Genomic DNA, 21,510 nt, shown 5'->3' with positions numbered 1-21,510 from the left:
TCCGGTTTGATGTCAGCCCATGACCTTGGCTGCTTCTTCCATATCCATCCACATCAGCTCCCAGATATGGCCGTCCGGGTCCTCGAAGCTGCGCCCATACATGAAACCGTAATCCTGTTTGGCCGCTGGATCGGCACGACCGCCAGCCTTCGCGGCCTTTTCGACCGTATCATCCACCTCGGCCTTGCTGTCGGCGGAAAGGCAGACCAGTACTTCGCTGACCGCGGTGGCATCGGCAATTTTCTTCGGCGTGAACTGGCTGAACTTGTCATGATCAAGGATCATGGCGTGGATCGTATCGGAGAAAACCATGCAGGACGCGGTTTCGTCCGAGAACATCGGGTTCTTCTGCGCGCCAATGGCTTCATAAAAGCTGGTCGAGCGCGCAACGTCTTTCACAGGCAGATTCACGAAAATCATTTTCGGCATGTCATTTCCTCCATTGGCAGGGTGCGGCCCTGTCTCCATTGCGAACATTAATCGCCGCTGGGCCAGACATTTTCTGCCTCTAACGGACATGTCTGGATTAAGTTTGCTTGAACATAATGACAGATAAGTTATATTAAGCAACTATGAAGTTAGGAAAAATAACTAAAAGCGAAAAACAAGCCGCCAAGCGCAGCTATGACGATGCGTGCGCCGCAGCGCATGGCCTTGATTTAATTGGAGAGCGCTGGGCGCTGCTGGTCATGCGAGAGCTGATGCTGGGCCCAAAGCGCTTCAGCGATTTGCGCGCCGATCTGCCGGGCGTCAGCGCCAATGTGCTGACCCAGAGGCTGGAAGGGCTGGAACTGGCGGGCATTCTCCACAAGACCAAATTGCCTCCCCCCGCCTCGGTGCAGGTCTATGAACTCACCGAATGGGGCTATGAAAGCGAGCCTATCCTGCAAGCACTCGGTCGTTGGGCCGCGCGTTCGCCAATGCACGATCCGAACCTGCCGATATCAACGGTGTCGTTCTTGCTATCCCTGCGCACTATGTTGGATAGCGAAAGCGCGCATGGGATGAATGCGACCATCCACCTGCAGCTGGATGGAGAAGATTTCACCGCCCACCTGCATGATGAGGCGCTGGATATCGCCCGTGGTAAGCCAGAACGATGCGATCTTTCGCTGCAAGGCGCACCGCGCATGGTCGCCGCAACGATCTATGGCGGGCAGCCATTATCAGCGCTTGAGGAGGCCGGTCTGCTGATCGTCGAAGGAGATCGCGCCTTGGCAGAAAAGCTTCGCACGCTGTTCCCCTTGCCCGACAAAGCACCCTCCCCGGAATAAATATGCAACTTTTTGGTTGCTTATTTTTACTGCACCTGTAAATTAGCAACCATTGAGTTGCCAATTACGGAGGATTTACACCATGACCCTTGCAAGCACGACAGATCGTATTGAGAAAACCGTTGATATTCGCGCAGGCATTGACCGCGTTTGGCGCGCCCTGACCGACCATGACGAGTTTGGAAGCTGGTTTCGCGTCAAGATCGATGGCCCGTTCGTCGTCGGCACCGCTTCGACCGGCCACATCACCTATCCGGGCTTTGAGCATGTGCGCTGGGAATCCTTCGTCAAGGATATGAATGCGCCGAACTATTTTGCCTTCACCTGGCATCCTTATGCAGTCGAGCCCGATGTCGATTATTCCAAGGAGCCGCCGACGCTGGTGGAATTCAAGCTTGAACCGATCGAGAACGGCACCCGCCTGACGGTTGTTGAAAGCGGTTTCGATGCCCTGCCCGCCGAGCGCCAGCCATTGGCGCTGCGCATGAACGATGGCGGCTGGCAGGAGCAGGTCGGCAACATCAAGGCCCATGTCGAAAAATGAATGAAAGCCCAGCCCGTCACGCCATGGAAATATCCGCTATTTTCGGGGCGCTTGCCGACCCGACCCGACTTGCGCTCATCGAAACATTGAGTGACGGTGAGAGCCGCTCCATCGTGGTGCTGTCGCAGAATGGCAGCATCACACGGCAAGCCGTGACCAAGCACCTGTCCGTTCTCGAACAGGTTGGCCTTGTGCAGCGGGAAAAGATCGGGCGGGAAAGTCACTTCCGCCTGCATCCTGCTCCACTTGTCGATGCCCGCGCCTATCTGGCGGCCGTTTCGACGCAGTGGGACGATGCCTTGCAGCGCCTTCGCCATTTCGTGGAGGATTGAATCACGACTGGTTGAAAAGTAGCGCCGATGTACCTCTGACGAAGCCGAGTTTTTCATAGAACGGCACCAGCCGGTCCGGGCAATAAAGTTCGAAACTCTTCACGCGTTGCAGCTTTTCGTGGCCCAACACACGGTTGACGATGGCTTGTCCGAGCCCTTGTCCCCGGTGATGATCGGAAACGATCACATCGAAAATCATCGCCTTGAAGGTGAAATCGCTCAACACCCGCGCAAAGCCAGCAATCTTGTCTGCATCGTCGAAGCAGAACACAAGCACATCGCAATGATTGAGCATTTGGACGACATCTTCGAAGCTTCGCTCGCGTGTCCACCATTCCTTGCTGTAAAACGCATGAAATTCGCGATATTGCTCAGGCGTGAGCATCTCTTCCCACCGGAAATCCATCACGAAATACCTCCCCGCTTCAATGGGCTATCAGTCGCAAAGGCTTTGCAAAATGACAATCCACTTTGAACAAACCTGCCCCGTCTTTCGGATTTTCGACATTGAAAAAGCCAAGGAGTTCTATATCGGCTTTCTGGGCTTCACCCTCGACTGGGAGCACCGATTTGCAGAGAATATGCCGCTTTACATGCAGGTGTCACGCGAAGGCCTGACCCTGCATCTGAGCGAGCATCACGGCGATGGCAGCCCCGGCGCCAATATTTTTGTGCGCATGCAGGGCGTCGACGCCTTGCATAAGGAAATCACTGCACGCGGCTATCGCTTCATGCGTCCGGGAATTGAGACGGAATCCTGGGGGCGCGTGATGGGCGTGATCGACCCCTTTGGCAACCGCATCCAGTTCTGCGAAGGGCCGCACGCCGAATAAACGGCAGCCTGTCTGCAATATGGTTTCCAACGAAAACACCCGCCAGCGACACTGGCGGGTGTTTTTCAATGCAAGGCAATCGGCCTGATCAGTGCAGGATCTGACTGAGGAACAGCTTGGTGCGTTCGTGCTGCGGATTGTCGAAGAACTCGTTCGGCGAGTTCTGTTCGACAATCTGGCCCTGATCCATGAAGATCACGCGATTGGCGACCTGACGGGCAAAGCCCATTTCGTGCGTCACGCAGATCATGGTCATGCCTTCGGCAGCAAGGCTCACCATCGTATCAAGCACTTCCTTGACCATTTCCGGATCGAGCGCAGAAGTCGGTTCGTCGAACAGCATGACTTTCGGATTCATGCACAGCGCACGGGCAATTGCCACGCGCTGCTGCTGGCCGCCGGAGAGCTGGCCCGGATATTTATTAGCCTGCTCCGGAATTTTCACGCGCGCCAGATAATGCATGGCGATTTCTTCCGCCTTTTTCTTCGGCATCTTGCGCACCCAGATCGGGGCCAGCGTGCAGTTTTCCAGAATGGTCAGATGCGGAAAAAGGTTGAAGTGCTGGAACACCATGCCGACTTCGCGGCGCACTTCATCGATCTTCTTCAGATCGTTGGTGAGTTCGATACCGTCAACGACGATCTTGCCCTTCTGATGCTCCTCCAGACGGTTGATGCAGCGGATCATCGTCGATTTGCCGGAACCGGACGGACCAGCCACGACGATACGCTCACCGCGCATGACCTTCAGGTTGATGTCGCGCAGAACGTGAAACTCACCATACCACTTATGCATATTGGTGATTTCGATGGCGACATCGGTTTTGGAAACCTGCATCTTGGAGCGGTCGACATCGACACCGAGCTCGGATTGCGGGAGGGCGCTTTGTGCACTCATTCCATTATTCCCTTTTGTTCTTTTTATCGTTTGTGACCCGTGTCGAGCCGTCGTTCCATGAATATAGAGTATCGCGACATAGCGAAACAGAAAATCCAGAAAACGAAGCCCGCAAAAATAAGGCCGGTAGCAGGCGTCTGTGGAGAAGCCCAATTGGCATCGGAGAAATTCTGGCGAACAATGCCCAGAAGATCAAACATGCCGATGATGTAGACGAGGCTCGTATCCTTGAAGAGACCGATGAAGGTGTTCACGATGCCGGGAATCACCAGTTTCAGCGCCTGCGGCAGGATGATGAGACCCGTCTTCTGCCAGTAGCTGAGGCCGAGCGCATCCGCGCCTTCATATTGCCCGCGCGAAATGGCCTGTAGTCCGCCGCGCACCACTTCCGCCATATAGGCCGAGGCAAACAACGCCACGCCGATCAACGCACGCAGCAGTTTGTCGAAGGTGACTCCCGGCGGCAGGAACAGTGGCAGCATGACGCTCGCCATGAACAACACTGTGACCAGCGGAACACCGCGCACCATCTCGATGAAAATGATGCTGAATGTCTTGATGACAGGCAGATGCGACCGGCGACCGAGCGCCAGCAAAATGCCGAGCGGCAGTGAGACGGCAATGCCCACGAAGGAAAGAACCAGCGTCACCAGAAGGCCGCCCCAAAGCGGCGTTTCCACGAAGGACAGGCCAAACCAGCCACCAACCAGCAGGAAGAAAGCGACGAACGGAAACACGAAGAAGAACAGAATGGCGTTGAGCGCCTTCTGCGGCACCTTCGGGATCAGAAGCGGCACCAAAAGCACGACGAAGATCAGCGCCGTGAGATTGACCCGCCACCGCTCATCGATCGGATAGCGCCCATAGATGAACTGCTCATACTTGGCCTGAACGAAAGCCCAGCACGCCCCGGACCAGCCATCCGGCTGTGCGCCGCCCTGCGCAACGGTCAGACAGGCGGTGCGGTCGGTTCCGCTCCACACCGCATTGATGAAGAGCCACTGAATCGCCGAAGGCAGAAACCAGACCAGCAGAAACAGAGCGAAGATCGTCAGGGCCGCATCGGTTGGAGAAGCGAAGAGATTGACGCGCAGCCAGTGCGAAAAGCCCTGTACGGAACGCGGCGGCTTTTCGCTATCGACCATTTGCGTACGGATATATTGGAGATCGGCATTTTCCATGGTCATCTCTCCACCAGCGCCATTTTGGCATTGAACCAGTTCATGAGGGCGGATGTAACCAGACTGATGCCCAGATAGATCACCATCCAGATCGCCACGACTTCAACCGACTGGCCCGTCTGGTTGAGGATCGTGCCGCCAACGGCGACCAGATCCGGATAGCCGATGGCGATTGCCAGCGAGGAGTTCTTGATAAGGTTCAGATACTGGCTCGACAGCGGCGGGATGATAATGCGCAGCGCCTGCGGCACGATGATCAGCCGCATCGTCGGGCCGGGCCGCATGCCCACGGCATAAGCGGCTTCCGTCTGCCCTTTGTTAACGCCAAGAATGCCTGCGCGCACCGTTTCGGCAATGAACGACGCCGTATAGAAAGACAGAGCCAGAAACAGCGCCAGAAATTCCGGTTTGACCTGCGCGCCGCCGGTCAGATTGAAAGTACCGAGTTTCGGGACATCGAAGGATACCGGGAAACCGGCCGCGATGAAGGCAAGCAGCGGCAGACCAATGATCAAAGCGATCGCGACACGGATTGTATGGAAGGGCTGCCCCGTCGCCATCTGCCGGCGCTTGGCCCAGCGCGCCACCACGAAAGAGCCGACAATGCCCAATGCGAGCGCCGCCAGTATCAGCCACGCCCCCTCACCCCAGACCGGCGCGGGCATGAAGAAACCGCGTGTATTGATATAGGTGTGCAGCGGTCCGCTGATGCTCTCGCGCACATTCGGCAAGGTGGCCAAAATGCCGAAATACCAGAAGAAAATGACCAGCAGCGGTGGGATGTTGCGAAACACCTCGACATAGACCGTGCAGATCTTGCGGATCAGCCAGTTGCGCGACAGACGACCGATACCGACAAGAAAGCCGATGATCGAGGCCGTGATAACGCCCAAGCCCGCCACATAGAGCGTGTTGACCAGACCGACCAGAATGGCCCGGCCATAGGTGGAATCGCTGTTATAGGAAATCAGTGTCTGGCTGACATCGAAACCCGCGCGACCGTTCAGAAAGCCGAAGCCGGAGGCGATATTCGCGCGCTGAAGATTGGTGATCGTGTTTCCGACGATCCAGTAGATCGAGCCTACGACCGCGACGAACACAATCACCTGATAGAAGATGCCGCGAACGCGCGGATCGTAGAGAAGTGAGGTTCCACCGCCATCATGGCGTTCGGTTGCAGAATAGGAAGCCATATGTTTCCCGTATCTTGGGGCTCTGGCGCAAATTTTTCGGAACGGAAACGGCGCTCCCAAACGGAAGCGTAATTCTCGAAACGTCAATGCAGCCGAACCATACTTTTTTGCGACGGGCCGGTTCAAATGTCTGGCCAGCGAAATGCTATGCGCTCTTGTGGGCAAACGCCCATTTCAAATGCCTGCTACGAAACAGGTCCGATCCCGAGGGAAACCTGTTCTCAGGGAAATAAAGAGCTGACAAATCCGGCATGAGGCGGGTGCAAATGCCCCCACCCCACGTCAGATGCAAAAGCCGTCGTCCTTAGCGGATCGGCATGCCGTATTGCAGGCCACCCTTCGTCCACTGGGCATTGAGGCCGCGCGCGATCTTGAGCGGGCTGCCGCTGCCGAGATTGCGTTCGAACAATTCGCCGTAATTGCCGACGCCCTTGACGATCTTGACGACCCAGTCATTGTCGAGGCCGAGATCGGTGCCGATTTTGGTATCGGCTTCGGTGCCAAGCAAGCGCTTGATTTCGGGGTTGTCGGAGTTCTTCATCTCGTCGACATTGGCCTTCGTGATCCCGAATTCTTCGGCGTTCAACAGGGCATAATGGGTCCAGCGGATAACGTCTGCCCACTTGGAATCGCCCTGACGGACAGCTGGTCCAAGCGGCTCCTTGGAAATGATTTCCGGCAGGATGACGTGATCGTCCGGATTGGCGAGCGTCAGGCGGATCGCATAAAGGCCGGACTGGTCGGTGGTATAAGCGTCGCAACGACCGGAATCGTAAGCCGCATTGGCTTCATCGACCTTTTCGAAGACGACCGGGTTATATTCCATTTTGTTGGAGCGGAAATAATCGGCCATGTTCAGTTCGGTCGTGGTGCCAGCCTGAACGCAGATCGAAGCGCCGGAAAGCTGAAGCGCCGAATTGATGCCGGAAAGCTTCTTCGAATTGATCATGAAGCCCTGGCCGTCGAAATAATTCACGCCCGCGAAATCGAGGCCGAGCGACGTATCGCGGCTGATGGTCCAAGTGGTGTTGCGGATCAGAACATCCACTTCACCAGACTGCAATGCCGTGAAGCGTTCCTTGGCATTGAGCGGCGTAAACTTCACCTTGGTCGGATCGCCAAAGATCGCGGACGCGACCGCGCGGCAATAATCCACGTCGAAGCCCGACCATTCGCCCTTGTCGTCCGGCGAAGCAAAACCGAGAAGACCGGTGTTGACGCCACATTGCAGGAAGCCCTTTGCCTTGACATCCGAAAGCGTGTCGGCAGATGCCCCTGAAGCCGCGCCGAACAGCGCTGCCGCACCCAATAACCCCATTACGATTGTATTTTTCATCTGGCCTGCAACCTTTTTGTTCCCTGGAAACGTCGGGCAAACTGCCCGTGCGTCTCTCTCGTTGTTGTTGCATAGGTTTTTCCGGAAAAAGCGTTGCGCTCCTCCTCAACCCCACGCTGCATAGCAGACCGCCTCTCGCCCTGACCGGTTTATCCGGCCTCTTGATTAATTTTCGAGCACAGCGGCGCCTGTCGCCTTCACCGCCTTATCGAAGGCGATATTTGGGCATTGGTCAAGTTAATAACGGCGGCAAAATCCGCGTTTCGTGGAAAAGCCCGAAACAGCGGTTCAATTTTTTACACGGTTTCCCAATTTCTGGGTAGCGCGGCTAACAAAGTGTGAGGTTCGACACTTGCTGGAATCTCGAAAGTGAAAATAGAGTAATAACAGTTATTTAAATGAACATAGCCCAAGCGCGGCCGTCGAAAACAGCCGCGGTCAGGGCCAGAATCACACAGTGGGGAGCGTGTGCTTATCATCCAGTGAAAAAATAATATTTCGCGTCGCCATGTAGCGCGCCACCCACCAGGTTGCGAGCAATCCAATCGTACAACCTGCCACAATGTCGGTCGGGAAATGCGCTCCGGCAGCAAGCCTGCTGATGCAGAACAATAGACCGATAACGATAATCGGAAAGCGCCAGCGCGGCAGAAAAATGCTCAGCGACATCATCATGATACCCGCCATCATCGAATGGCCCGACGGGAAACTCTCATAGAGAAACTCGCCCTTGAACGGCGAGAAATAGGCTGCACCATATTGATCGAGCAGAAACGGGCGCGCGCGACCGATGGCAAGCTTGCCGATTTCCGTTGGAATACTGCCCGCAACGATGGACGCCAGCACCAGCGTAGCCCAACCGTGCCAGCGCATGAGAATGGGGCGCATCTGTCCCCGATAACCGGGCGACAAGATGAAAGCCGTCACGAGCCAGACGATCAGCGCCACCGCCAGCCACACCAGCGTGCGGATCGCGTCGGTCACGGTTCGCAGGATTTCCATGACGATATTGGTGCTTCCAGCCGCCGCACGAACGATATCGGCGTCCCAAAGGTGGAGGATCAGGATGATGAAGGGCAGCAGCACGACGATTGCGGTCATCTGCATGGTCCAGGAATAGGGAGCTCCCTTATAAGCAGGACGCAGAAAGGAGCGGATAAGTTCAATGGCCGCATATACCGGATTGAGAAGCGTGTTTTTCATATCCGGTGATGACATTCCATTATTCCCTTTTCGCATCGCATCTTGCACTTCGAGCACTGACCACAGGGTTGCATCCAGCCCAGACGCGGCTTATCGAATGAACTTCAAAACATTCCGTTATCGGCGGAATCATTGATCTTTCTGCCAACCGCATCTGGCCGCATCCGGTAGACGGTACGACCATGCAGAGCTCTCTAAAAGAGAACCGGCGGAACGCATGCAACACGGTCTGGAGGCAATTTCGTGGCTAAGCAGCAAGTCAACACGGCGAAACTGGGGATAAACACTCGACTGGCGCATGATGGCTATCAGCCACGCGACTATCACGGCTTCGTCAATCCGCCGGTTGTCCGCGCCTCGACCGTGCTTTTCCCGGATGCCGAGACCATGGCGACCGGCAACCAGAAATATACCTATGGCACGCGCGGAACGCCCACCAGCGATGCGCTTTGCGATGCGATCAATGCACTGGAAGGCTCTGCCGGAACCGTCTGCGTTCCGTCCGGTCTGGCGGCTGTGACCGTGCCACTGCTGGCCTTCCTGTCTTCCGGCGATCATGCTTTGCTGGTGGATTCGATTTACAATCCGACCCGTCATTTTGCCGATACGATCCTCAAGCGCATGGGCGTGGATGTCGAATATTACGACCCGGAAATCGGCGCGGGCATCGCGGCTCTGATGAAGCCCAATACCAAGGTGGTCTTTACGGAATCGCCCGGCTCCAACACTTTCGAGATGCAGGACATTCCGGCCATCGTTGAAGCTGCCCACAAAGGCGACGCCATCGTGATGATGGACAACACCTGGGCAACCGCAGTCTATTTCAAGGCGCTCGACTTCGGTGTGGATGTTACGATTCACGCCTCGACCAAATATCCATCCGGCCATTCCGACATTCTGTTCGGCACCATTTCCGCCAACGAGAAATGCTGGCCGCAGCTTCTCGAAACCCACGGCACGCTTGGGCTTTGCGCCAACCCCGACGATACCTATCAAGTCCTGCGCGGCATGCGCACCATGGGCATCCGGCTGGAGCATCACCGCAAGAGCGCACTGGAAGTTGCCCATTGGCTCGAAAGCCATCCCGCAGTCGCACAGGTTCTGCACCCTGCCCTTGAAAGCCATCCCGGCCACGAAATCTGGAAGCGCGATTTCACCGGCTCGTCGGGCATCTTCTCGTTCGTTCTGAAAGAAGGCGGACAGGCGGAAGCCCATGCTTTCCTCAACGCGCTGGAAATCTTCGGCCTTGGCTATTCCTGGGGCGGTTATGAAAGCCTCGCGCTGCAGGTGCGCGTTGCCGACCGCCTGATTGCCAAGGGCAATTATCCAGGACCGGTCATCCGGCTGCAGATTGGTCTGGAAGATGTTGCCGATATCATCGCAGATCTTGAAAAAGGCTTTGCCGCGATCTGACGGGCATAATCGAGTGCGAGCGCAGGCCCGGCACCTTGCAGCAGCCGGAATGCGCTCTATACTTTTCGCAAAGTGCTTTCAGTGGCACCATATGCGCGATGGTTTGACGGAAAACCATCAGCGCTAAAGGACGATATCATGATGAATGCGGTTTTCATTATTCAGGGTTTCATCGCCATAGGTCTGGCCGTCCTGGCGATTGCGGTCATTCTGCGCTATCGCCGCTAACCACTGTTTTCGCTGCAAATTCTCCTTTATTTTCGAGCAACCGATTTCAAGGCGAATCGTTCTTATTGCATCACTGCTCTTACGGAGGACACAGAAATGCGGAAAGTAGCACTTGGACTGGTGGCGCTGATGGCAATTTCAGGCTGCACCACCACTGAAAAAGATATTTCCATCGGTACGGGTGCAGGCGCCATTATCGGCGGCATCGCCGGCGGCGGGCGTGGTGCTCTGATCGGTGCAGGCGCAGGCGCGCTTGGTGGTTTGCTCGTGCGCGAACTGCGCAATGGAAATTGCGAATACCGCAACCGTCATGGCAAAATCTACGTGGCGCGCTGTAAGCGTTAAGCCCGGCCCCACCAAGCAAACGTATACAAAAGCGCCGGACATCCCGGCGCTTTTTCTTTGTCCCGTATATTGCTCTTCTCACCGATTGCCCTGACGTCCGACTGTTTACCAAGTTCCAAAGAGGAACTTTCGCCCGACAGCCTCGTTTCATAAAAGATTGTCGTCATTCATCGTGTTCATTCAGGGAGATGTTCGATGAAACTTGCTTTGAAAGCTGCCATTGTGGCGTTGGGAGTCTTGTCGGCTGGCGCGGCGCAGGCCGCAAACGCCATCTCCACCGCCAATCTCAATATCCGCACCGGCCCCAGCACCAGCTATCCTTCTATGGGCGCCATCCCGGGCGGCGCGCCGGTGACAGTACACGGCTGCACCTCGGGTTATGGCTGGTGTCAGGTGAGCTATGGCGGAACCCATGGCTGGTCGTCGTCACGCTATATCGCGTTTCAGGAAGGAACGGTCGGCAGCGGCTATTCCAATGATTTCGGTCGTAACGCAGCCCTCATCGGCATTCCGCTGATCGCCGGAGTGGCCATCGGCTCCGCGCTCAATGATCGCGATGACTACTATTATCGTCGCGGTTATTGGGGACGCCCTGACTATCGCTATCGTAACCGGAACTGGGATCGTCCCGGCTGGCACGGCGGACGCCCGGGCGGTCATGGCCCACGTGCCTATATCCGCCCACGCGGCAACGAACCGCGCTAAGCCGGCCACGAGATCATAAAAATGGCGGGGTATTGCCCCGCCATTTTTCAATCATTCGGACACCGTCTGCGGATTGAGGTTCAGCATCGGGATCGAGCTGTTCGGCAACATGGTCGATGGCAACTGGCCGTTCCATCTTTCCGCCTGCGTCAGCGATACGAGACCCGGATTATCCCGCAGCGCGTCACCACGCGCCTTGATGGCGGTTGCTTCCGCATCGCCCCTCAGACGAATAGCTTCCGATTCCGCTTCGGCTTGAAGACGCACGGCATCGGCCTGCGCTTCGGCTTCCGCACGGCGCGCATCAGCTTGCGCCTTGGCCTGCGTGACGGTGATTTCCGCCTGCACCTTTTCGCGCTCGGCATTCTGGCGCAAACGCTGCACTTCGACTTCCGCCAGCATGCGCTGCTCGATGGATTGTTCATAGGCGTCGGAGAAGTCGATATTCTCAATCTGGACGCTATCGACAACCACCGGCCCACGCACGCTACTCTGGATGGCTTCGGCGATCTCCTGATTGAGACGGCTACGCTCCTGAATGGCAGTCACGGCATTGAACTTGCCGAACACCGTCTTGCTTTCCTCGAAAACGCGACGCTCGACCAGACGCGACAGCAGGCCGTCCTCGCCGCCGTAATTGGCGTAGACTTCCTCGACGCGATCCGGCGGGATGCGATAATTGACCGACAGATTCATGGTCGCCGGTTGCTGGTCGCGGCTATAGGCTTCCATCTGGTTATAGATCGCCGCCTTCGACTGTACCGAAACGCGAACGATGGAATCAATCAAGGGAATCTTGAAACCCAGTCCCGGCTGCGCGACCCCGGCGACCGCGCCATATCGCAGGACGACACCGCGTTCGCCTTCGTCGATCGTGTACCATGAGCCCAGAATAACGCTGAGCAAAACCAGACCGATGAACCCGGCCACCGCCGTTGGAATATAACGCATGCCCTCTCCTCTTCACTTATTAAAGCTTTGCTGAAATACACGCGAAAGCTGTAAACAAGAAAGACAATCGGGCTCTATCCACCGGATATCGACAGTTTTACTGACAATGACAGGGATCAAACCGGCTTATGATCTGCCGGTATAGGGGAAGCAGATCATAGAATTGGGTTTGTCCTTGTTGGGGCAGCATTTCTGCGGGGGTGCGACGATACAACCATCCGCTTGTCCGTCTGGCGCCGCATAGGCAATCGGAGTGAGAAAAACAATAGCAAACGATACTGCGAGAAACACGAGCTTCATAACAACCTTTCCGACGAGAAGACCGGCGCCTTTAAGCGCGATTCTCACCGTCGCGGTATTCCAAGTCCTCAGGACCAAGAACCGGCGTGCAAATCCATGCGCGCAACATTTCCCACGGGATGAACGCATGGAGGCAGAACGGAACGGAAATTTGGGAAAGGTGGCGATCCCGGCAGGATTCGAACCTGCGACCTACGGCTTAGAAGGCCGGTGCTCTATCCAGCTGAGCTACGGGACCACGTCTTTGAAAAGTCGAAGACATTTTGAGCGCTTCGGGCTTCAGTAAAAGCCCGAGCGATCATATTCCGGCCCTAGCGCGATGACCAAGACCGGGCAAGCTGTCAATGCGTCCAGGGCATCGTGCGATCGAAGCGGAAATTGTCCGAATAGGACACTTTGCGGCGCTTCGGTTCGTTCGGCTCGGCAACGCGATAGGCAATGCCATAGCGCTTTGCATAAGCGATGGCGTCTTCCTGGTTATCGAAAGCGAGACGGATCTGGCTTCTCATATCGCCTGACGACGTGTAGCCCATCAGTGGCTCGACCGTGCGCGGGCTTTCCGGCTCGTATTCGAGGATCCATTGATCTGTCTTGGCCTGACCGGACTGCATGGCAGTCTTAGCTGGACGGAAAATGCGTGCAACCATTTGAAGAACCTTGGACTATGCTCTTGCCGCCCCCAAAAGGGCTCTGAATTTCAACAAGGCAATAGTAGACCCACCAACCCATGTCAACGCGATAAAGACACGCGCCGCAAGCCAAGCACTGGATAGCTTGCTTTTTCAGGTCAATCATGGTGGGGAAAACATGGTCGGAGCGGCAGGATTCGAACCTGCGACCCCCTGATCCCAAATCAGGTGCGCTACCAGACTGCGCTACGCTCCGTGGCCCTCTCGGACGTTGAGTTCCCTAGAGAATTCGCTTTCCTAAGGCAAGAGCTATTTTCAAACTTTCATAAAAAAATCGAACAGTTGACGCAAGAGTTGGACCTGTCTCCGCCAAAAGCTCGCTTGAATGCACCGGCCCGCGCATCGCAAGCCGGTGCAAATTCGCGGATAGAATCAGTCTTCCGAGCCGTAAGCGTCGAAATCGAAATATTTGTCGTTGATTTCCTTGTATTTTCCGTTCGCACGGATGGCCTTGATGGCGGCATTGAACTTTTCCACCAATTCGGGACGTCCCCTCTTCAAGGCGACGCCCACGCCAACACCGTGAATTTCCGGGTCGGGCGGATAGGTGCCAACCATCTTGCAGCAGGCGCCATCCGGCGTCTTCAGCCATTCGGCCAGCGTGACGCTGTCATCATTGGCGGCATCGAGGCGGCCATTGGCCAGATCGAGGCGATATTCGTCAGCGGTCGGATAAGCCTTGATCGTGCTGTCGGTGAAGGCGTGTTCGGCATAATTGGCATGGGTGGTGGAAACCTGCACGCCGACCGTCTTACCTGCAAGGTCCGCCTTGGTCACGCCCTTGATGTCGCTATCCTTGGGAACCGCGACGCCGGGAGGCGTGTTATAATATTTATTGGAGAAATCGACCTGCTTCTTGCGCTCTTCCGTGATCGACATGGACGATACATAGGCGTCGAACTTATCAGCCTGCAGCGCCGGGATCGTGCCGTCCCATTCCTGCGTGATGAACGTGCACTCGGCCTTCATTTCATCGCAAAGCGCCTTTGCGATATCCACGTCGAAACCAGCCAGGGTGCCATCCGGCTTAATGAAATTGAACGGAGGATAGGCGCCCTCAGTGCCGATGATGAGTTTCAGCGGTGCTTCGGCATTTGCAGCAGTCGTTGCCAGTCCGCCGATCATGGTTGCCATCGTCGCCACCGAAGCAGCCACGACGATACGCTTCAAGACACGCATGCTAAGTTCTCCCAATTTGCTTTGGCTGGTTCCCTTATTGATGTGCCGACCCAGCCGCCGGCAGGGTAATCACAACCAAGTCAATGCAAATTGACGACTCGCAGTGCCTTCCCCCGCTCTATCAATAGATGTTTCTTTTAAATCTGGACAATGTCTTTTCGTGTGAAAGCTTCAGTATCAGTCCTACTGAGCCTTCGCTCGCAATACACGTCAACGACGCACACCGCCATGTCATGAGTGACAGGCGATGAAAGGATAGTGCCGCTCTAACTGCCCGGTTCTACCCGAACAGCCCGACAAACATCCACACGACGAGGGATGCCATCAGACTGACAATCAACACGGTCAGAACCTGGGTTCCCTGCCTGCCCTGACGAACATTCTGTGCCTCGAATTCCTTCGGCGGCAATGTGCGCGTGACCATGACAGCCTCCTCTCAAAGAGGCCTTCCAATATGCGCTGAAATAACGACGAAAAAGCGGCCTGTATTGGCGCATGCTTTTCCCGAATCAGAACAAGTCCTGACGTTACGTCATTTGAACAAACACAGTCTTTTCTCCTGCACGAGCAGCATATCCATGCCTAAAGTAGCAGAAGAGCCCGAATTGACAGTCCTGGTAAAGTAAGTTTACCAATCAATCGTCTAAAGAAGTCAACAATCAGCAATAGGCACCTCCGGGGAGAGGATGGTGTCAGTTGCCTCTTCATCGGCAGACAGACCGGTGAAGCATTTTGCATTGAAGAGAGGAACGTTTTTCAGTCCAGGAAGGGAGGAAACCATGCCCTGGAATCAAGTATACGACCCTTTGGGCAGCATGTTCTGGTCAACATTGCTTGCCGCTTTGCCAATTGTCGTCCTGTTGGGCGGCATCGGCTTTCTCCATATGAAAGCTCATACTGCAGCAATACTCGGTCTTCTGACCGCTCTCATCATCGCCGTTGTAGGATTTGGTATGCCCGCCGACAAGGCAGGCGCAACTGCCGTCTATGGCGCGGCCTACGGGCTTTTGCCCATCGGCTGGATTATCCTGAACGTCATTTTTCTCTATCGCCTTACTGAACAGACCGGGCAATTCAACATTCTGCGCGACTCGATCGCCGGGATTACGCCGGATCGCCGTCTGCAGCTGCTGTTCATTGCCTTTTCCTTCGGCGCCTTCTTTGAAGGAGCGGCTGGTTTCGGCACGCCAGTTGCGGTCACTGCGGCGATGCTCATGGGACTGGGCTTTGCCCCTCTCCCGGCAGCCGGCCTGTCGCTGATCGCAAACACCGCGCCTGTGGCCTATGGCGCGCTTGGAACACCAGTCATCGCGCTTTCCGCCGTGACCGGCATCGATCTTCTGCAACTATCAGGCATGATCGGGCGGCAATTGCCGTTCTTCTCGGTTATCGTGCCCTTCTGGCTGATCTGGGCCTTTGCCGGACGCAAGGGCATGCTGGAAGTCTGGCCTGCCTTGCTGGTTGCCGGTGTGGCCTTTGCGATTCCGCAATATCTGGTTTCAAACTTCCATGGTCCGTGGCTGGTCGACGTGGTTGCCGCCGTCTGTTCCATGGCAGCGCTCGCCGGATTTCTGAGAATATGGCAGCCGAAACGCATCTGGACTTCCACCAGCCTCGATGCCGACGAAGTCGCCGCGTCCTATACGCCACCGCAGCAACATGCGAGCGGAATCGTTTTCCGTGCGTGGTTGCCATGGCTGATTCTGTCAGTCTTCGTGTTTCTGTGGGGCACGCCACAGTTCCGTGCATGGCTCGACTCACTCTGGGTGCTGAAAGTGCAGGTGCCTTATCTGCATAATCTGGTGTTCAAGGTGCCGCCCGTCGTCGCCGAAGCTCATGCGGAAGCGGCGGTCTATACGCTCAATCTGCTGTCGGCCACCGGGTCAGGCATCCTGCTTTCCGCCATCGTGGCGGGGCTAGTGCTGGGTTTCAATCCGTTCAAGCTTTTGAAGGAATACGGCAAGACCGCCTATGTGGTGCGCTTCTCGCTCATCACCATCGCGGCCATGCTGGCGCTGGGCTATGTCACCCGCTATTCCGGCACGGATGCCACGCTTGGCCTTGCATTCGCGCAGACCGGCTGGGTCTATCCGTTCTTCGGCGCGATGCTGGGCTGGCTCGGCGTTGCCCTCACCGGCTCGGACACGGCATCCAACGTTCTTTTCGGCGGCTTGCAGAAGATTACCGCCGAGCAGCTCGGGCTCTCGCCAGTACTGATGGCTGCCTCCAACTCGTCGGGTGGCGTCATGGGCAAGATGATCGATGCGCAATCCATCGTTGTCGCGTCCACGGCAACCCAGTGGTACGGGCATGAGTCGAAGATCCTGCGCTATGTGTTCTTCCACTCGGTTGCGCTGGCGTCGCTCATCGGTCTTCTCGTGATGGCACAGGCCTATCTGCCGCCATTTACCCATATGGTTCCGGCGGAAACCCTGCCTGCCATAACGCACTGATTGCCGATCAAGTCCGCAACAACCCACGCGAGCGCATGGCCGCGTGGGTTTTCTTTATCGGAACCGATGGCGCATTCGGGCGTTCCATTCTTACCCCTCACGTTAAGGAGTTGAATGTGAACAGAAACGGGCTTTATCTGATTATCGGCGCATTGATCGTCGTTGCCGCCGGTCTGGCTTTTTACGTCTATCGCGAAGAGACGAAACCCGCCGGGATCGAGTTAAAAATCGGAGAAGGCGGTGTTTCCGTCGAGGAAAACTGACCTCTAAAAGGTTATAAACATATAAACCGATTTAGATTTCAAGTGCTTACGCTTTGTGATGCAACGTTCTGGGCAGCTCCGTGTTATCTGCATCGCCAGATGAACGGAGGATCAAAATGAGTATCCAGACTGTTTCCGATGAACTTTATCGTCGTCACGAACGCGAATGGGCACAGTGGCGTGACGCAGTTGAAGAGCAGGAATCGAACCAGAAACAACAGGATAAGGTTTCCGGCGAGACTTCTTGTGACGGCAAGACGTCCGGACACTGATTAGCCTCTTCTCGAAGAATTGGATGCGCCGCGAAAGCGGCGTTTTCCGTTTGTGGCCTGCCCTTGCCCGTTAAGCGCCAGGTAACGAAATGCGAAGGAAGACTTGTTAGCGTCTAGCCATCGCGATTCGAACAGGGGTCAGACATATGGCTGCACGGAAGCCCACCCGAAAAGCTGCACCGAAAAAGAGGTCCCGCTCCTCCAAGGGCGGATCTGGTTCGTCTGCGCCTGTTCTGGCGTTGGCGGCCATTCTCGGACTTGGCGCCTTCAGCCTATGGGCCACGTCGCAACACAAAAGCCCGCAAGCCGCGCTGACGGCACTTTTCCAGCGCTCCGCGACCAATCCTTTTGCATCGACCCCGCCCCGTACGGAAAGCAAGCCCACGGTTACCGCGAAGGCTCCAGAAACGACCGCACCGTCGAAGGACAAAGACAAGGACTATGGTGCAGCCGTCGGCCCTGTACCGCGTCCGTCAGCGCCCGTAGCGCCTGTCGCTCCGAAGCCCGTTCAGCAGGCGGCGGCTCAAGCCCCAACTCAAGTCACCGTTCAAGCGCCGAAGCCGCCACGCCCGACCAATCAACTCGTCGCCTCAGCGCCGACCGGCCCGCATATGATGCCGCCGCGTGGCGTCAACACGCCTGCGCATTCGCCTTCGGTCGTCTACGCCCGGACGCAGCTGACCATTCACAAGAATGCATGGGACAAATCCGCAGCCATCGGCACCGTCGCAAAGGGACGCGAGATGCGCTCTTACGGCAAGACAGGGCGCTGGCATCGCGTCATCGTGCCTAAGACCAATATGATTGGCTGGGTTCATGAAGATCAGCTTGTCGGCGGTCGCAACAAGCCCGACAGCGCAACGCTGATCACCGGCTCGGTCACGAAGAAGCCCGAGATCGCTAAAAGCGCGCCTCTACAGACGCAGTCCCGCATCGTCCCGCCCAAGGCGGTTGGAGATAAGAATTAGGCTTTTTTAAATTCCGCAGCCATGGCTGCAATCTGCGGATCGCCAGGAAGATATTCAAACCCGGCGCCGGTCAGTGACGACGTGTCCGCTGTCAGATCACCGAACAGCTGCTCATAGAGCCCCTTTTTGCCGAGTGCCGTCAGCAGCAGGCGCATCAGCATTGGCGGCACGGGCAGAAGGCGCGTCGGACGCCCCATAGCCTTACGGGCGATGGATACCAGTTGCCGGGTTGAACGCGGTTTGGGTTCAGCCAGATGGAACACCCGCCCCGCGACTTTTTCAGCCGGAGCTTGCGATAGGAAAGCAAGTGCGCGGGCGGCATTCTGCAAGGATACGAAGCTGCGCTGGTTGTTCGCCATGCCGAACGGTAGCGGAAATGCACTATCGCAGAGCTTCATCAAGGCCCGGAGATTGGCGCGTGCACCGGGACCGTAGACGAGTACGGGACGCGCAATGACAACCTCGATGCCGGTCATCGCCAGCAGCGCCGCTTCCGCCTTCGCCTTAGCGCGTCCATAATCGTCGTCTGCCCTCGGCGATAGTGGCATGTCGGGCGTCAACGGCGTTGGATTTCCGGCAATGGTATAGATGGTTGAAACGAAGACGAAGCGTTTCACGCCCGCCTGTTTCGCCTTTTCGGCCAGTTCAACAGTCAGTCGGTGATTGACGGCATCGAAAGCATCAGCGTCCGGTCGTTCCGCGCCCGTGCGATGGGCAAGGGCCGCGCAGTGCACAACGGACTCCGTGCCGGAGAAATACGCATTCGCCAGATCGTTGCGAGAGAGGGGCGTGACCTGATGCCCTTCGTCATACAGCTGCTGCATAAGCGCGCTGCCGATAAACCCGCCTGCCCCCGTGACGACAATCTTCACCGTCAGCCTGCCTTGTCGCCCGTTTGGCCATCCGTATCAGCCAGCACCTGCGCCGCCAGCGCCCGCGTGATGCGGGTTTTCTGTTCCAGAGCCGCCCGGTCGAGCTTGTCGACAATCTGGATCGCAGACAGGAGCGAACGTTCAATCCGGCTGACCAGATAGGTCACGACATGCGGCTCAACGCTGACCTGACGATCGGCAAAAAGCTTGTGAATGACACCCGACAACAAAAGATCGTCCGGCTCGGCGATTTCCACCACGGTGGCCGCTTTCAGCCGCGAAGCGAGATCGGGCAGCTTTACGTTCCAGTTCGCGGGCCACAGGCGCGACGTCATCAGGAGTGACGGCCCGAAACCCTGCGCGGCATGCTGGCGAACGCTGTTGATGAGGTGAAACAGCCCCGTTTCATCGAACGGCGCGCCGCCAATATCGTCAATCAGCACGGCGCGCTCTGCCGCAGCCTGAACGATTTCATCGGTAATCCGCGCGGGATCGACCAGAAGCGCATCTGTACCTGCGCGCCAGATTTCGGCGAGATGCGTCTTGCCCGCACCGGTAGGCCCGGCCAGGATCGTAACCGGCGATACCCAGTTCGGCCAGCGGTCGATAAGGTCAACCGCCGCACGGTTCGAGCCCGTGACGATCAGGTCTTCGCGGTGATAACCGGGCTGGTGTTCGAGATTCAGCGGAATCTGACGCGGGGCGTCACGCATCGCTGCCTCCCGCACACCCGTCCAGATTGCGGTTCAGTCTCATTTGTCCCTGCCTGCATTCGGGCCTGCATTCTCGCCTGCCTCGATCAGCGGCCCCGCATCCGGGTCGCGACGACGAAAGGCTGGATCGTACATCGGTGAATTGAGATAGCGATTCAAGGCAAAACGCACAAGCACCCCGACTGCCGCCGCAGCGGGCACAGCGACCAGCATTCCGGTGAAGCCGAACAGTGAACCGAACGCGAACAGAGCGAACATGAGCCATACCGGATGGAGGCCAACCGACGAGCCAACCAGCTTGGGCTGGAGGATGTTTCCTTCCACGAACTGGCCGATGAAAAACACCGCCGCGACGGCACAGATCATGATCCAGTCTGGCCAGAACTGCACCAACGCCACACCAATGGCGAGTGCCAGACCGACGAACGAGCCGATATAGGGAATGAAGGAGATCAGACCGGCAAAAAAGCCGATCAGCAGGCCGAAATTGAGCCCCGTCAGGGTCAGTCCCAGGGCATAATACGTGCCCAGAATGAGGCAGAGCGTGCCCTGCCCGCGAATGAAGCCTGCAACCGCTGCATTCATTTCGCGCGCGATCTGGCGCACCGTGTGAAGCTGCGCCCGTGGCACCCAGGAATCGATGCGATTGACCATCCGGTCCCAGTCGAGAAGCATGTAGAAAGCGACGACCGGCGTGACGACGAAAAGTCCCGCAATATCGATCAGGGATTTCCCCGAATTCCACAGGGACTGGAGCAGTGTGGTCATGAAACCGGCACCCTGCTGAACCAGCGCGCTGAGATTTTGCTGAATGACCGAACTGTCGATGCCGATATATTTCTTCAGCCATTGCGAGTTTTCGTTAGCGAGCAACGACTGCAATTGCGTGATGTATCCGGGCAGTTTGGAAATGAAATCGGCAAGCTGCGTCGCCAGAATTGGCACGATGATCATCAGCCCGACGACGAGCGCAATCAGAAAAACCAGCAGGATGACGACAGTTGCAGTCAGACGCGACAGGCCGAAACGCTGGAGCCTGTCAGCCACGGGATCGAGGAAGTAAGCCAGAGCCATGCCCGCCACAAAAGGCAGCAGAACCGAGCTGAACACCACCAGAAACAGAACGAACAAGGCCATTGTCGCGAGCCAGAACATCGCCTGACGCCGCACCGTCGTTCCCGTCAAACTGCCGACTTCGACATTGACGTGGATATTGCCATCCGAAGCGATGGCATCCGTCTGGCGAATGACTTTGCTGCCAGCCGTCTGGTTGGTATCTGTTCTGGCGCTTGTCTGGCGTGTCGGCGTCGGCTTCTTGACCATATGGTTCCGTTCTCTGCAAATATCTGCTGGCAAAACAATATC

Annotated in this window: 25 protein-coding genes and 2 tRNA genes; 11 read left to right on the top strand and 16 right to left on the bottom strand. The window is 56.7% G+C overall.

Translation table 11 applies throughout. The features are described from left to right. Window positions 1-12: 12 nt before the first annotated feature. Window positions 13-429, bottom strand: coding sequence for a VOC family protein (locus tag D8666_RS00840; protein ID WP_109368712.1), 417 nt, complete (start codon window positions 427-429; stop codon window positions 13-15). A 143-nt stretch (window positions 430-572) separates the two neighbouring features. Here D8666_RS00840 and D8666_RS00835 point away from each other — a divergent pair, with 143 nt between their 5' ends. The 3 genes from D8666_RS00835 (at window position 573) to D8666_RS00825 (ending at window position 2,150) form a co-directional block, all read left to right on the top strand. After that, complete coding sequence (locus D8666_RS00835) at window positions 573-1,274, top strand: winged helix-turn-helix transcriptional regulator (RefSeq protein WP_121535698.1); 702 nt, start codon at window positions 573-575, stop codon at window positions 1,272-1,274. An 82-nt stretch (window positions 1,275-1,356) separates the two neighbouring features. After that, on the top strand, window positions 1,357-1,818 hold the full coding sequence (locus tag D8666_RS00830) for an SRPBCC family protein (protein ID WP_121535695.1): 462 nt from the start codon (window positions 1,357-1,359) through the stop codon (window positions 1,816-1,818). After that, window positions 1,815-2,150 carry an ArsR/SmtB family transcription factor gene (locus D8666_RS00825; RefSeq protein ID WP_235858866.1) on the top strand — a complete coding sequence of 112 codons (336 nt, stop codon included), beginning with the start codon at window positions 1,815-1,817 and terminating at the stop codon, window positions 2,148-2,150. The genes D8666_RS00830 and D8666_RS00825 overlap by 4 nt, the downstream gene beginning before the upstream one ends. Before the next feature lies 1 nt (window position 2,151). Here the strand turns inward: D8666_RS00825 and D8666_RS00820 are convergent, their stop codons facing one another. Further along, window positions 2,152-2,556 carry a GNAT family N-acetyltransferase gene (locus D8666_RS00820; protein WP_235858878.1) on the bottom strand — a complete coding sequence of 135 codons (405 nt, stop codon included), beginning with the start codon at window positions 2,554-2,556 and terminating at the stop codon, window positions 2,152-2,154. Between the two features lie 52 nt (window positions 2,557-2,608). On the opposite strand from D8666_RS00820, the gene D8666_RS00815 reads away from it, so the two are divergent. Then, entirely contained in the window at window positions 2,609-2,983 is a 375-nt protein-coding gene (locus tag D8666_RS00815; RefSeq protein ID WP_121536288.1) for a glyoxalase superfamily protein, read from the top strand. A gap of 88 nt (window positions 2,984-3,071) precedes the next feature. On the opposite strand, the gene D8666_RS00810 is transcribed toward D8666_RS00815, so the two are convergent. The 5 genes from D8666_RS00810 to lpxE form a co-directional block, all read right to left on the bottom strand. After that, window positions 3,072-3,881: an amino acid ABC transporter ATP-binding protein gene (locus D8666_RS00810; protein WP_121535689.1), complete on the bottom strand. Its 810-nt coding sequence runs from the start codon at window positions 3,879-3,881 to the stop codon at window positions 3,072-3,074. Between the two features lie 23 nt (window positions 3,882-3,904). After that, window positions 3,905-5,062, bottom strand: a complete 1,158-nt coding sequence (locus tag D8666_RS00805; protein WP_109368708.1) for an amino acid ABC transporter permease — start codon at window positions 5,060-5,062, stop codon at window positions 3,905-3,907. Between the two features lie 2 nt (window positions 5,063-5,064). Next, window positions 5,065-6,255 carry an amino acid ABC transporter permease gene (locus D8666_RS00800; protein WP_121535686.1) on the bottom strand — a complete coding sequence of 397 codons (1,191 nt, stop codon included), beginning with the start codon at window positions 6,253-6,255 and terminating at the stop codon, window positions 5,065-5,067. Window positions 6,256-6,559: 304 nt separating this feature from the next. Then, window positions 6,560-7,591, bottom strand: a complete 1,032-nt coding sequence (locus D8666_RS00795; RefSeq protein ID WP_121535683.1) for an amino acid ABC transporter substrate-binding protein — start codon at window positions 7,589-7,591, stop codon at window positions 6,560-6,562. A gap of 450 nt (window positions 7,592-8,041) precedes the next feature. Continuing rightward, window positions 8,042-8,809 carry a lipid A 1-phosphatase LpxE gene (lpxE, locus tag D8666_RS00790; protein WP_109368705.1) on the bottom strand — a complete coding sequence of 256 codons (768 nt, stop codon included), beginning with the start codon at window positions 8,807-8,809 and terminating at the stop codon, window positions 8,042-8,044. Window positions 8,810-9,037: 228 nt separating this feature from the next. Between lpxE and D8666_RS00785 the strand changes: the two genes are divergently transcribed. The 3 genes from D8666_RS00785 (at window position 9,038) to D8666_RS00775 (ending at window position 11,485) form a co-directional block, all read left to right on the top strand. Further along, window positions 9,038-10,207: a cystathionine beta-lyase gene (locus tag D8666_RS00785; RefSeq protein WP_109368704.1), complete on the top strand. Its 1,170-nt coding sequence runs from the start codon at window positions 9,038-9,040 to the stop codon at window positions 10,205-10,207. A 324-nt stretch (window positions 10,208-10,531) separates the two neighbouring features. Then, the gene (locus D8666_RS00780) at window positions 10,532-10,780 is read left to right on the top strand and encodes a YMGG-like glycine zipper-containing protein (RefSeq protein WP_109368703.1); all 249 of its coding nucleotides are present in this window, start codon (window positions 10,532-10,534) and stop codon (window positions 10,778-10,780) included. 195 nt (window positions 10,781-10,975) lie between these two features. Next, window positions 10,976-11,485 (top strand): SH3 domain-containing protein, encoded by a 510-nt coding sequence (locus D8666_RS00775; protein ID WP_121535680.1) that lies wholly within the window; start codon window positions 10,976-10,978, stop codon window positions 11,483-11,485. Between the two features lie 51 nt (window positions 11,486-11,536). Here D8666_RS00775 and D8666_RS00770 read toward each other — a convergent pair whose 3' ends face one another. From D8666_RS00770 to D8666_RS24095, 6 genes are all read right to left on the bottom strand, one after another. Next, complete coding sequence (locus tag D8666_RS00770) at window positions 11,537-12,436, bottom strand: prohibitin family protein (RefSeq protein WP_121535677.1); 900 nt, start codon at window positions 12,434-12,436, stop codon at window positions 11,537-11,539. Window positions 12,437-12,897: 461 nt separating this feature from the next. Continuing rightward, window positions 12,898-12,974, bottom strand: a tRNA-Arg gene (locus D8666_RS00760). Between the two features lie 103 nt (window positions 12,975-13,077). Continuing rightward, entirely contained in the window at window positions 13,078-13,383 is a 306-nt protein-coding gene (locus D8666_RS00755) for an ETC complex I subunit (protein WP_121535671.1), read from the bottom strand. A gap of 161 nt (window positions 13,384-13,544) precedes the next feature. After that, a tRNA-Pro gene (locus D8666_RS00745) sits at window positions 13,545-13,621 on the bottom strand. Between the two features lie 176 nt (window positions 13,622-13,797). Next, window positions 13,798-14,604 (bottom strand): ABC transporter substrate-binding protein, encoded by an 807-nt coding sequence (locus tag D8666_RS00740; RefSeq protein ID WP_121535665.1) that lies wholly within the window; start codon window positions 14,602-14,604, stop codon window positions 13,798-13,800. Between the two features lie 280 nt (window positions 14,605-14,884). Continuing rightward, window positions 14,885-15,028, bottom strand: a complete 144-nt coding sequence (locus D8666_RS24095) for a hypothetical protein (RefSeq protein ID WP_167836022.1) — start codon at window positions 15,026-15,028, stop codon at window positions 14,885-14,887. A 355-nt stretch (window positions 15,029-15,383) separates the two neighbouring features. Between D8666_RS24095 and D8666_RS00735 the strand changes: the two genes are divergently transcribed. The 4 genes from D8666_RS00735 to D8666_RS00725 all read left to right on the top strand — a co-directional run bounded on the left by D8666_RS00735 (window position 15,384) and on the right by D8666_RS00725 (window position 18,560). Continuing rightward, a complete protein-coding gene (locus D8666_RS00735) occupies window positions 15,384-17,057 on the top strand; it encodes an L-lactate permease (RefSeq protein WP_121535662.1) in 1,674 nt (557 codons plus the stop codon). 116 nt (window positions 17,058-17,173) lie between these two features. After that, a complete protein-coding gene (locus tag D8666_RS00730; protein WP_119045079.1) occupies window positions 17,174-17,320 on the top strand; it encodes a hypothetical protein in 147 nt (48 codons plus the stop codon). Between the two features lie 116 nt (window positions 17,321-17,436). Next, entirely contained in the window at window positions 17,437-17,592 is a 156-nt protein-coding gene (locus D8666_RS24090; RefSeq protein WP_167836021.1) for a hypothetical protein, read from the top strand. Between the two features lie 146 nt (window positions 17,593-17,738). After that, a complete protein-coding gene (locus D8666_RS00725) occupies window positions 17,739-18,560 on the top strand; it encodes a hypothetical protein (protein ID WP_121535659.1) in 822 nt (273 codons plus the stop codon). Here D8666_RS00725 and D8666_RS00720 read toward each other — a convergent pair. Genes D8666_RS00720 through D8666_RS00710 form a run of 3 tightly spaced genes read right to left on the bottom strand, consistent with a single transcriptional unit; the run spans window position 18,557 to window position 21,468 of the window. Then, complete coding sequence (locus D8666_RS00720) at window positions 18,557-19,432, bottom strand: NAD-dependent epimerase/dehydratase family protein (RefSeq protein WP_121535656.1); 876 nt, start codon at window positions 19,430-19,432, stop codon at window positions 18,557-18,559. The genes D8666_RS00725 and D8666_RS00720 overlap by 4 nt on opposite strands. A gap of 2 nt (window positions 19,433-19,434) precedes the next feature. Further along, window positions 19,435-20,145, bottom strand: coding sequence for a DnaA regulatory inactivator HdaA (gene hdaA, locus D8666_RS00715; RefSeq protein ID WP_121535653.1), 711 nt, complete (start codon window positions 20,143-20,145; stop codon window positions 19,435-19,437). Window positions 20,146-20,184: 39 nt separating this feature from the next. Then, window positions 20,185-21,468, bottom strand: a complete 1,284-nt coding sequence (locus tag D8666_RS00710; protein ID WP_121535650.1) for an AI-2E family transporter — start codon at window positions 21,466-21,468, stop codon at window positions 20,185-20,187. Window positions 21,469-21,510: the final 42 nt, after the last annotated feature.

Source organism: Ochrobactrum soli (genome assembly GCF_003664555.1).
In the GTDB taxonomy this organism is placed as follows: domain Bacteria; phylum Pseudomonadota; class Alphaproteobacteria; order Rhizobiales; family Rhizobiaceae; genus Brucella; species Brucella teleogrylli.
Note: the sequence above shows the minus strand (reverse complement) of the source record. Positions and strands in the feature narration are given on the sequence as shown.

Excerpts from the sequence above, each read along its gene's own strand:
- D8666_RS00840 (WP_109368712.1), bottom strand. The coding sequence starts at position 429 with ATGCCGAAAATGATTTTCGTGAATCTGCCTGTGAAAGACGTTGCGCGC.
- D8666_RS00835 (WP_121535698.1), top strand. The coding sequence starts at position 573 with ATGAAGTTAGGAAAAATAACTAAAAGCGAAAAACAAGCCGCCAAGCGC.
- D8666_RS00830 (WP_121535695.1), top strand. The coding sequence starts at position 1,357 with ATGACCCTTGCAAGCACGACAGATCGTATTGAGAAAACCGTTGATATT.
- D8666_RS00825 (WP_235858866.1), top strand. The coding sequence starts at position 1,815 with ATGAATGAAAGCCCAGCCCGTCACGCCATGGAAATATCCGCTATTTTC.
- D8666_RS00820 (WP_235858878.1), bottom strand. The coding sequence starts at position 2,556 with ATGGATTTCCGGTGGGAAGAGATGCTCACGCCTGAGCAATATCGCGAA.
- D8666_RS00815 (WP_121536288.1), top strand. The coding sequence starts at position 2,609 with ATGACAATCCACTTTGAACAAACCTGCCCCGTCTTTCGGATTTTCGAC.
- D8666_RS00810 (WP_121535689.1), bottom strand. The coding sequence starts at position 3,881 with ATGAGTGCACAAAGCGCCCTCCCGCAATCCGAGCTCGGTGTCGATGTC.
- D8666_RS00805 (WP_109368708.1), bottom strand. The coding sequence starts at position 5,062 with ATGGAAAATGCCGATCTCCAATATATCCGTACGCAAATGGTCGATAGC.
- D8666_RS00800 (WP_121535686.1), bottom strand. The coding sequence starts at position 6,255 with ATGGCTTCCTATTCTGCAACCGAACGCCATGATGGCGGTGGAACCTCA.
- D8666_RS00795 (WP_121535683.1), bottom strand. The coding sequence starts at position 7,591 with ATGAAAAATACAATCGTAATGGGGTTATTGGGTGCGGCAGCGCTGTTC.
- lpxE (WP_109368705.1), bottom strand. The coding sequence starts at position 8,809 with ATGTCATCACCGGATATGAAAAACACGCTTCTCAATCCGGTATATGCG.
- D8666_RS00780 (WP_109368703.1), top strand. The coding sequence starts at position 10,532 with ATGCGGAAAGTAGCACTTGGACTGGTGGCGCTGATGGCAATTTCAGGC.
- D8666_RS00775 (WP_121535680.1), top strand. The coding sequence starts at position 10,976 with ATGAAACTTGCTTTGAAAGCTGCCATTGTGGCGTTGGGAGTCTTGTCG.
- D8666_RS00770 (WP_121535677.1), bottom strand. The coding sequence starts at position 12,436 with ATGCGTTATATTCCAACGGCGGTGGCCGGGTTCATCGGTCTGGTTTTG.
- D8666_RS00755 (WP_121535671.1), bottom strand. The coding sequence starts at position 13,383 with ATGGTTGCACGCATTTTCCGTCCAGCTAAGACTGCCATGCAGTCCGGT.
- D8666_RS00740 (WP_121535665.1), bottom strand. The coding sequence starts at position 14,604 with ATGCGTGTCTTGAAGCGTATCGTCGTGGCTGCTTCGGTGGCGACGATG.
- D8666_RS24095 (WP_167836022.1), bottom strand. The coding sequence starts at position 15,028 with ATGGTCACGCGCACATTGCCGCCGAAGGAATTCGAGGCACAGAATGTT.
- D8666_RS00735 (WP_121535662.1), top strand. The coding sequence starts at position 15,384 with ATGCCCTGGAATCAAGTATACGACCCTTTGGGCAGCATGTTCTGGTCA.
- D8666_RS24090 (WP_167836021.1), top strand. The coding sequence starts at position 17,437 with ATGAGTATCCAGACTGTTTCCGATGAACTTTATCGTCGTCACGAACGC.
- D8666_RS00725 (WP_121535659.1), top strand. The coding sequence starts at position 17,739 with ATGGCTGCACGGAAGCCCACCCGAAAAGCTGCACCGAAAAAGAGGTCC.
- hdaA (WP_121535653.1), bottom strand. The coding sequence starts at position 20,145 with ATGCGTGACGCCCCGCGTCAGATTCCGCTGAATCTCGAACACCAGCCC.
- D8666_RS00710 (WP_121535650.1), bottom strand. The coding sequence starts at position 21,468 with ATGGTCAAGAAGCCGACGCCGACACGCCAGACAAGCGCCAGAACAGAT.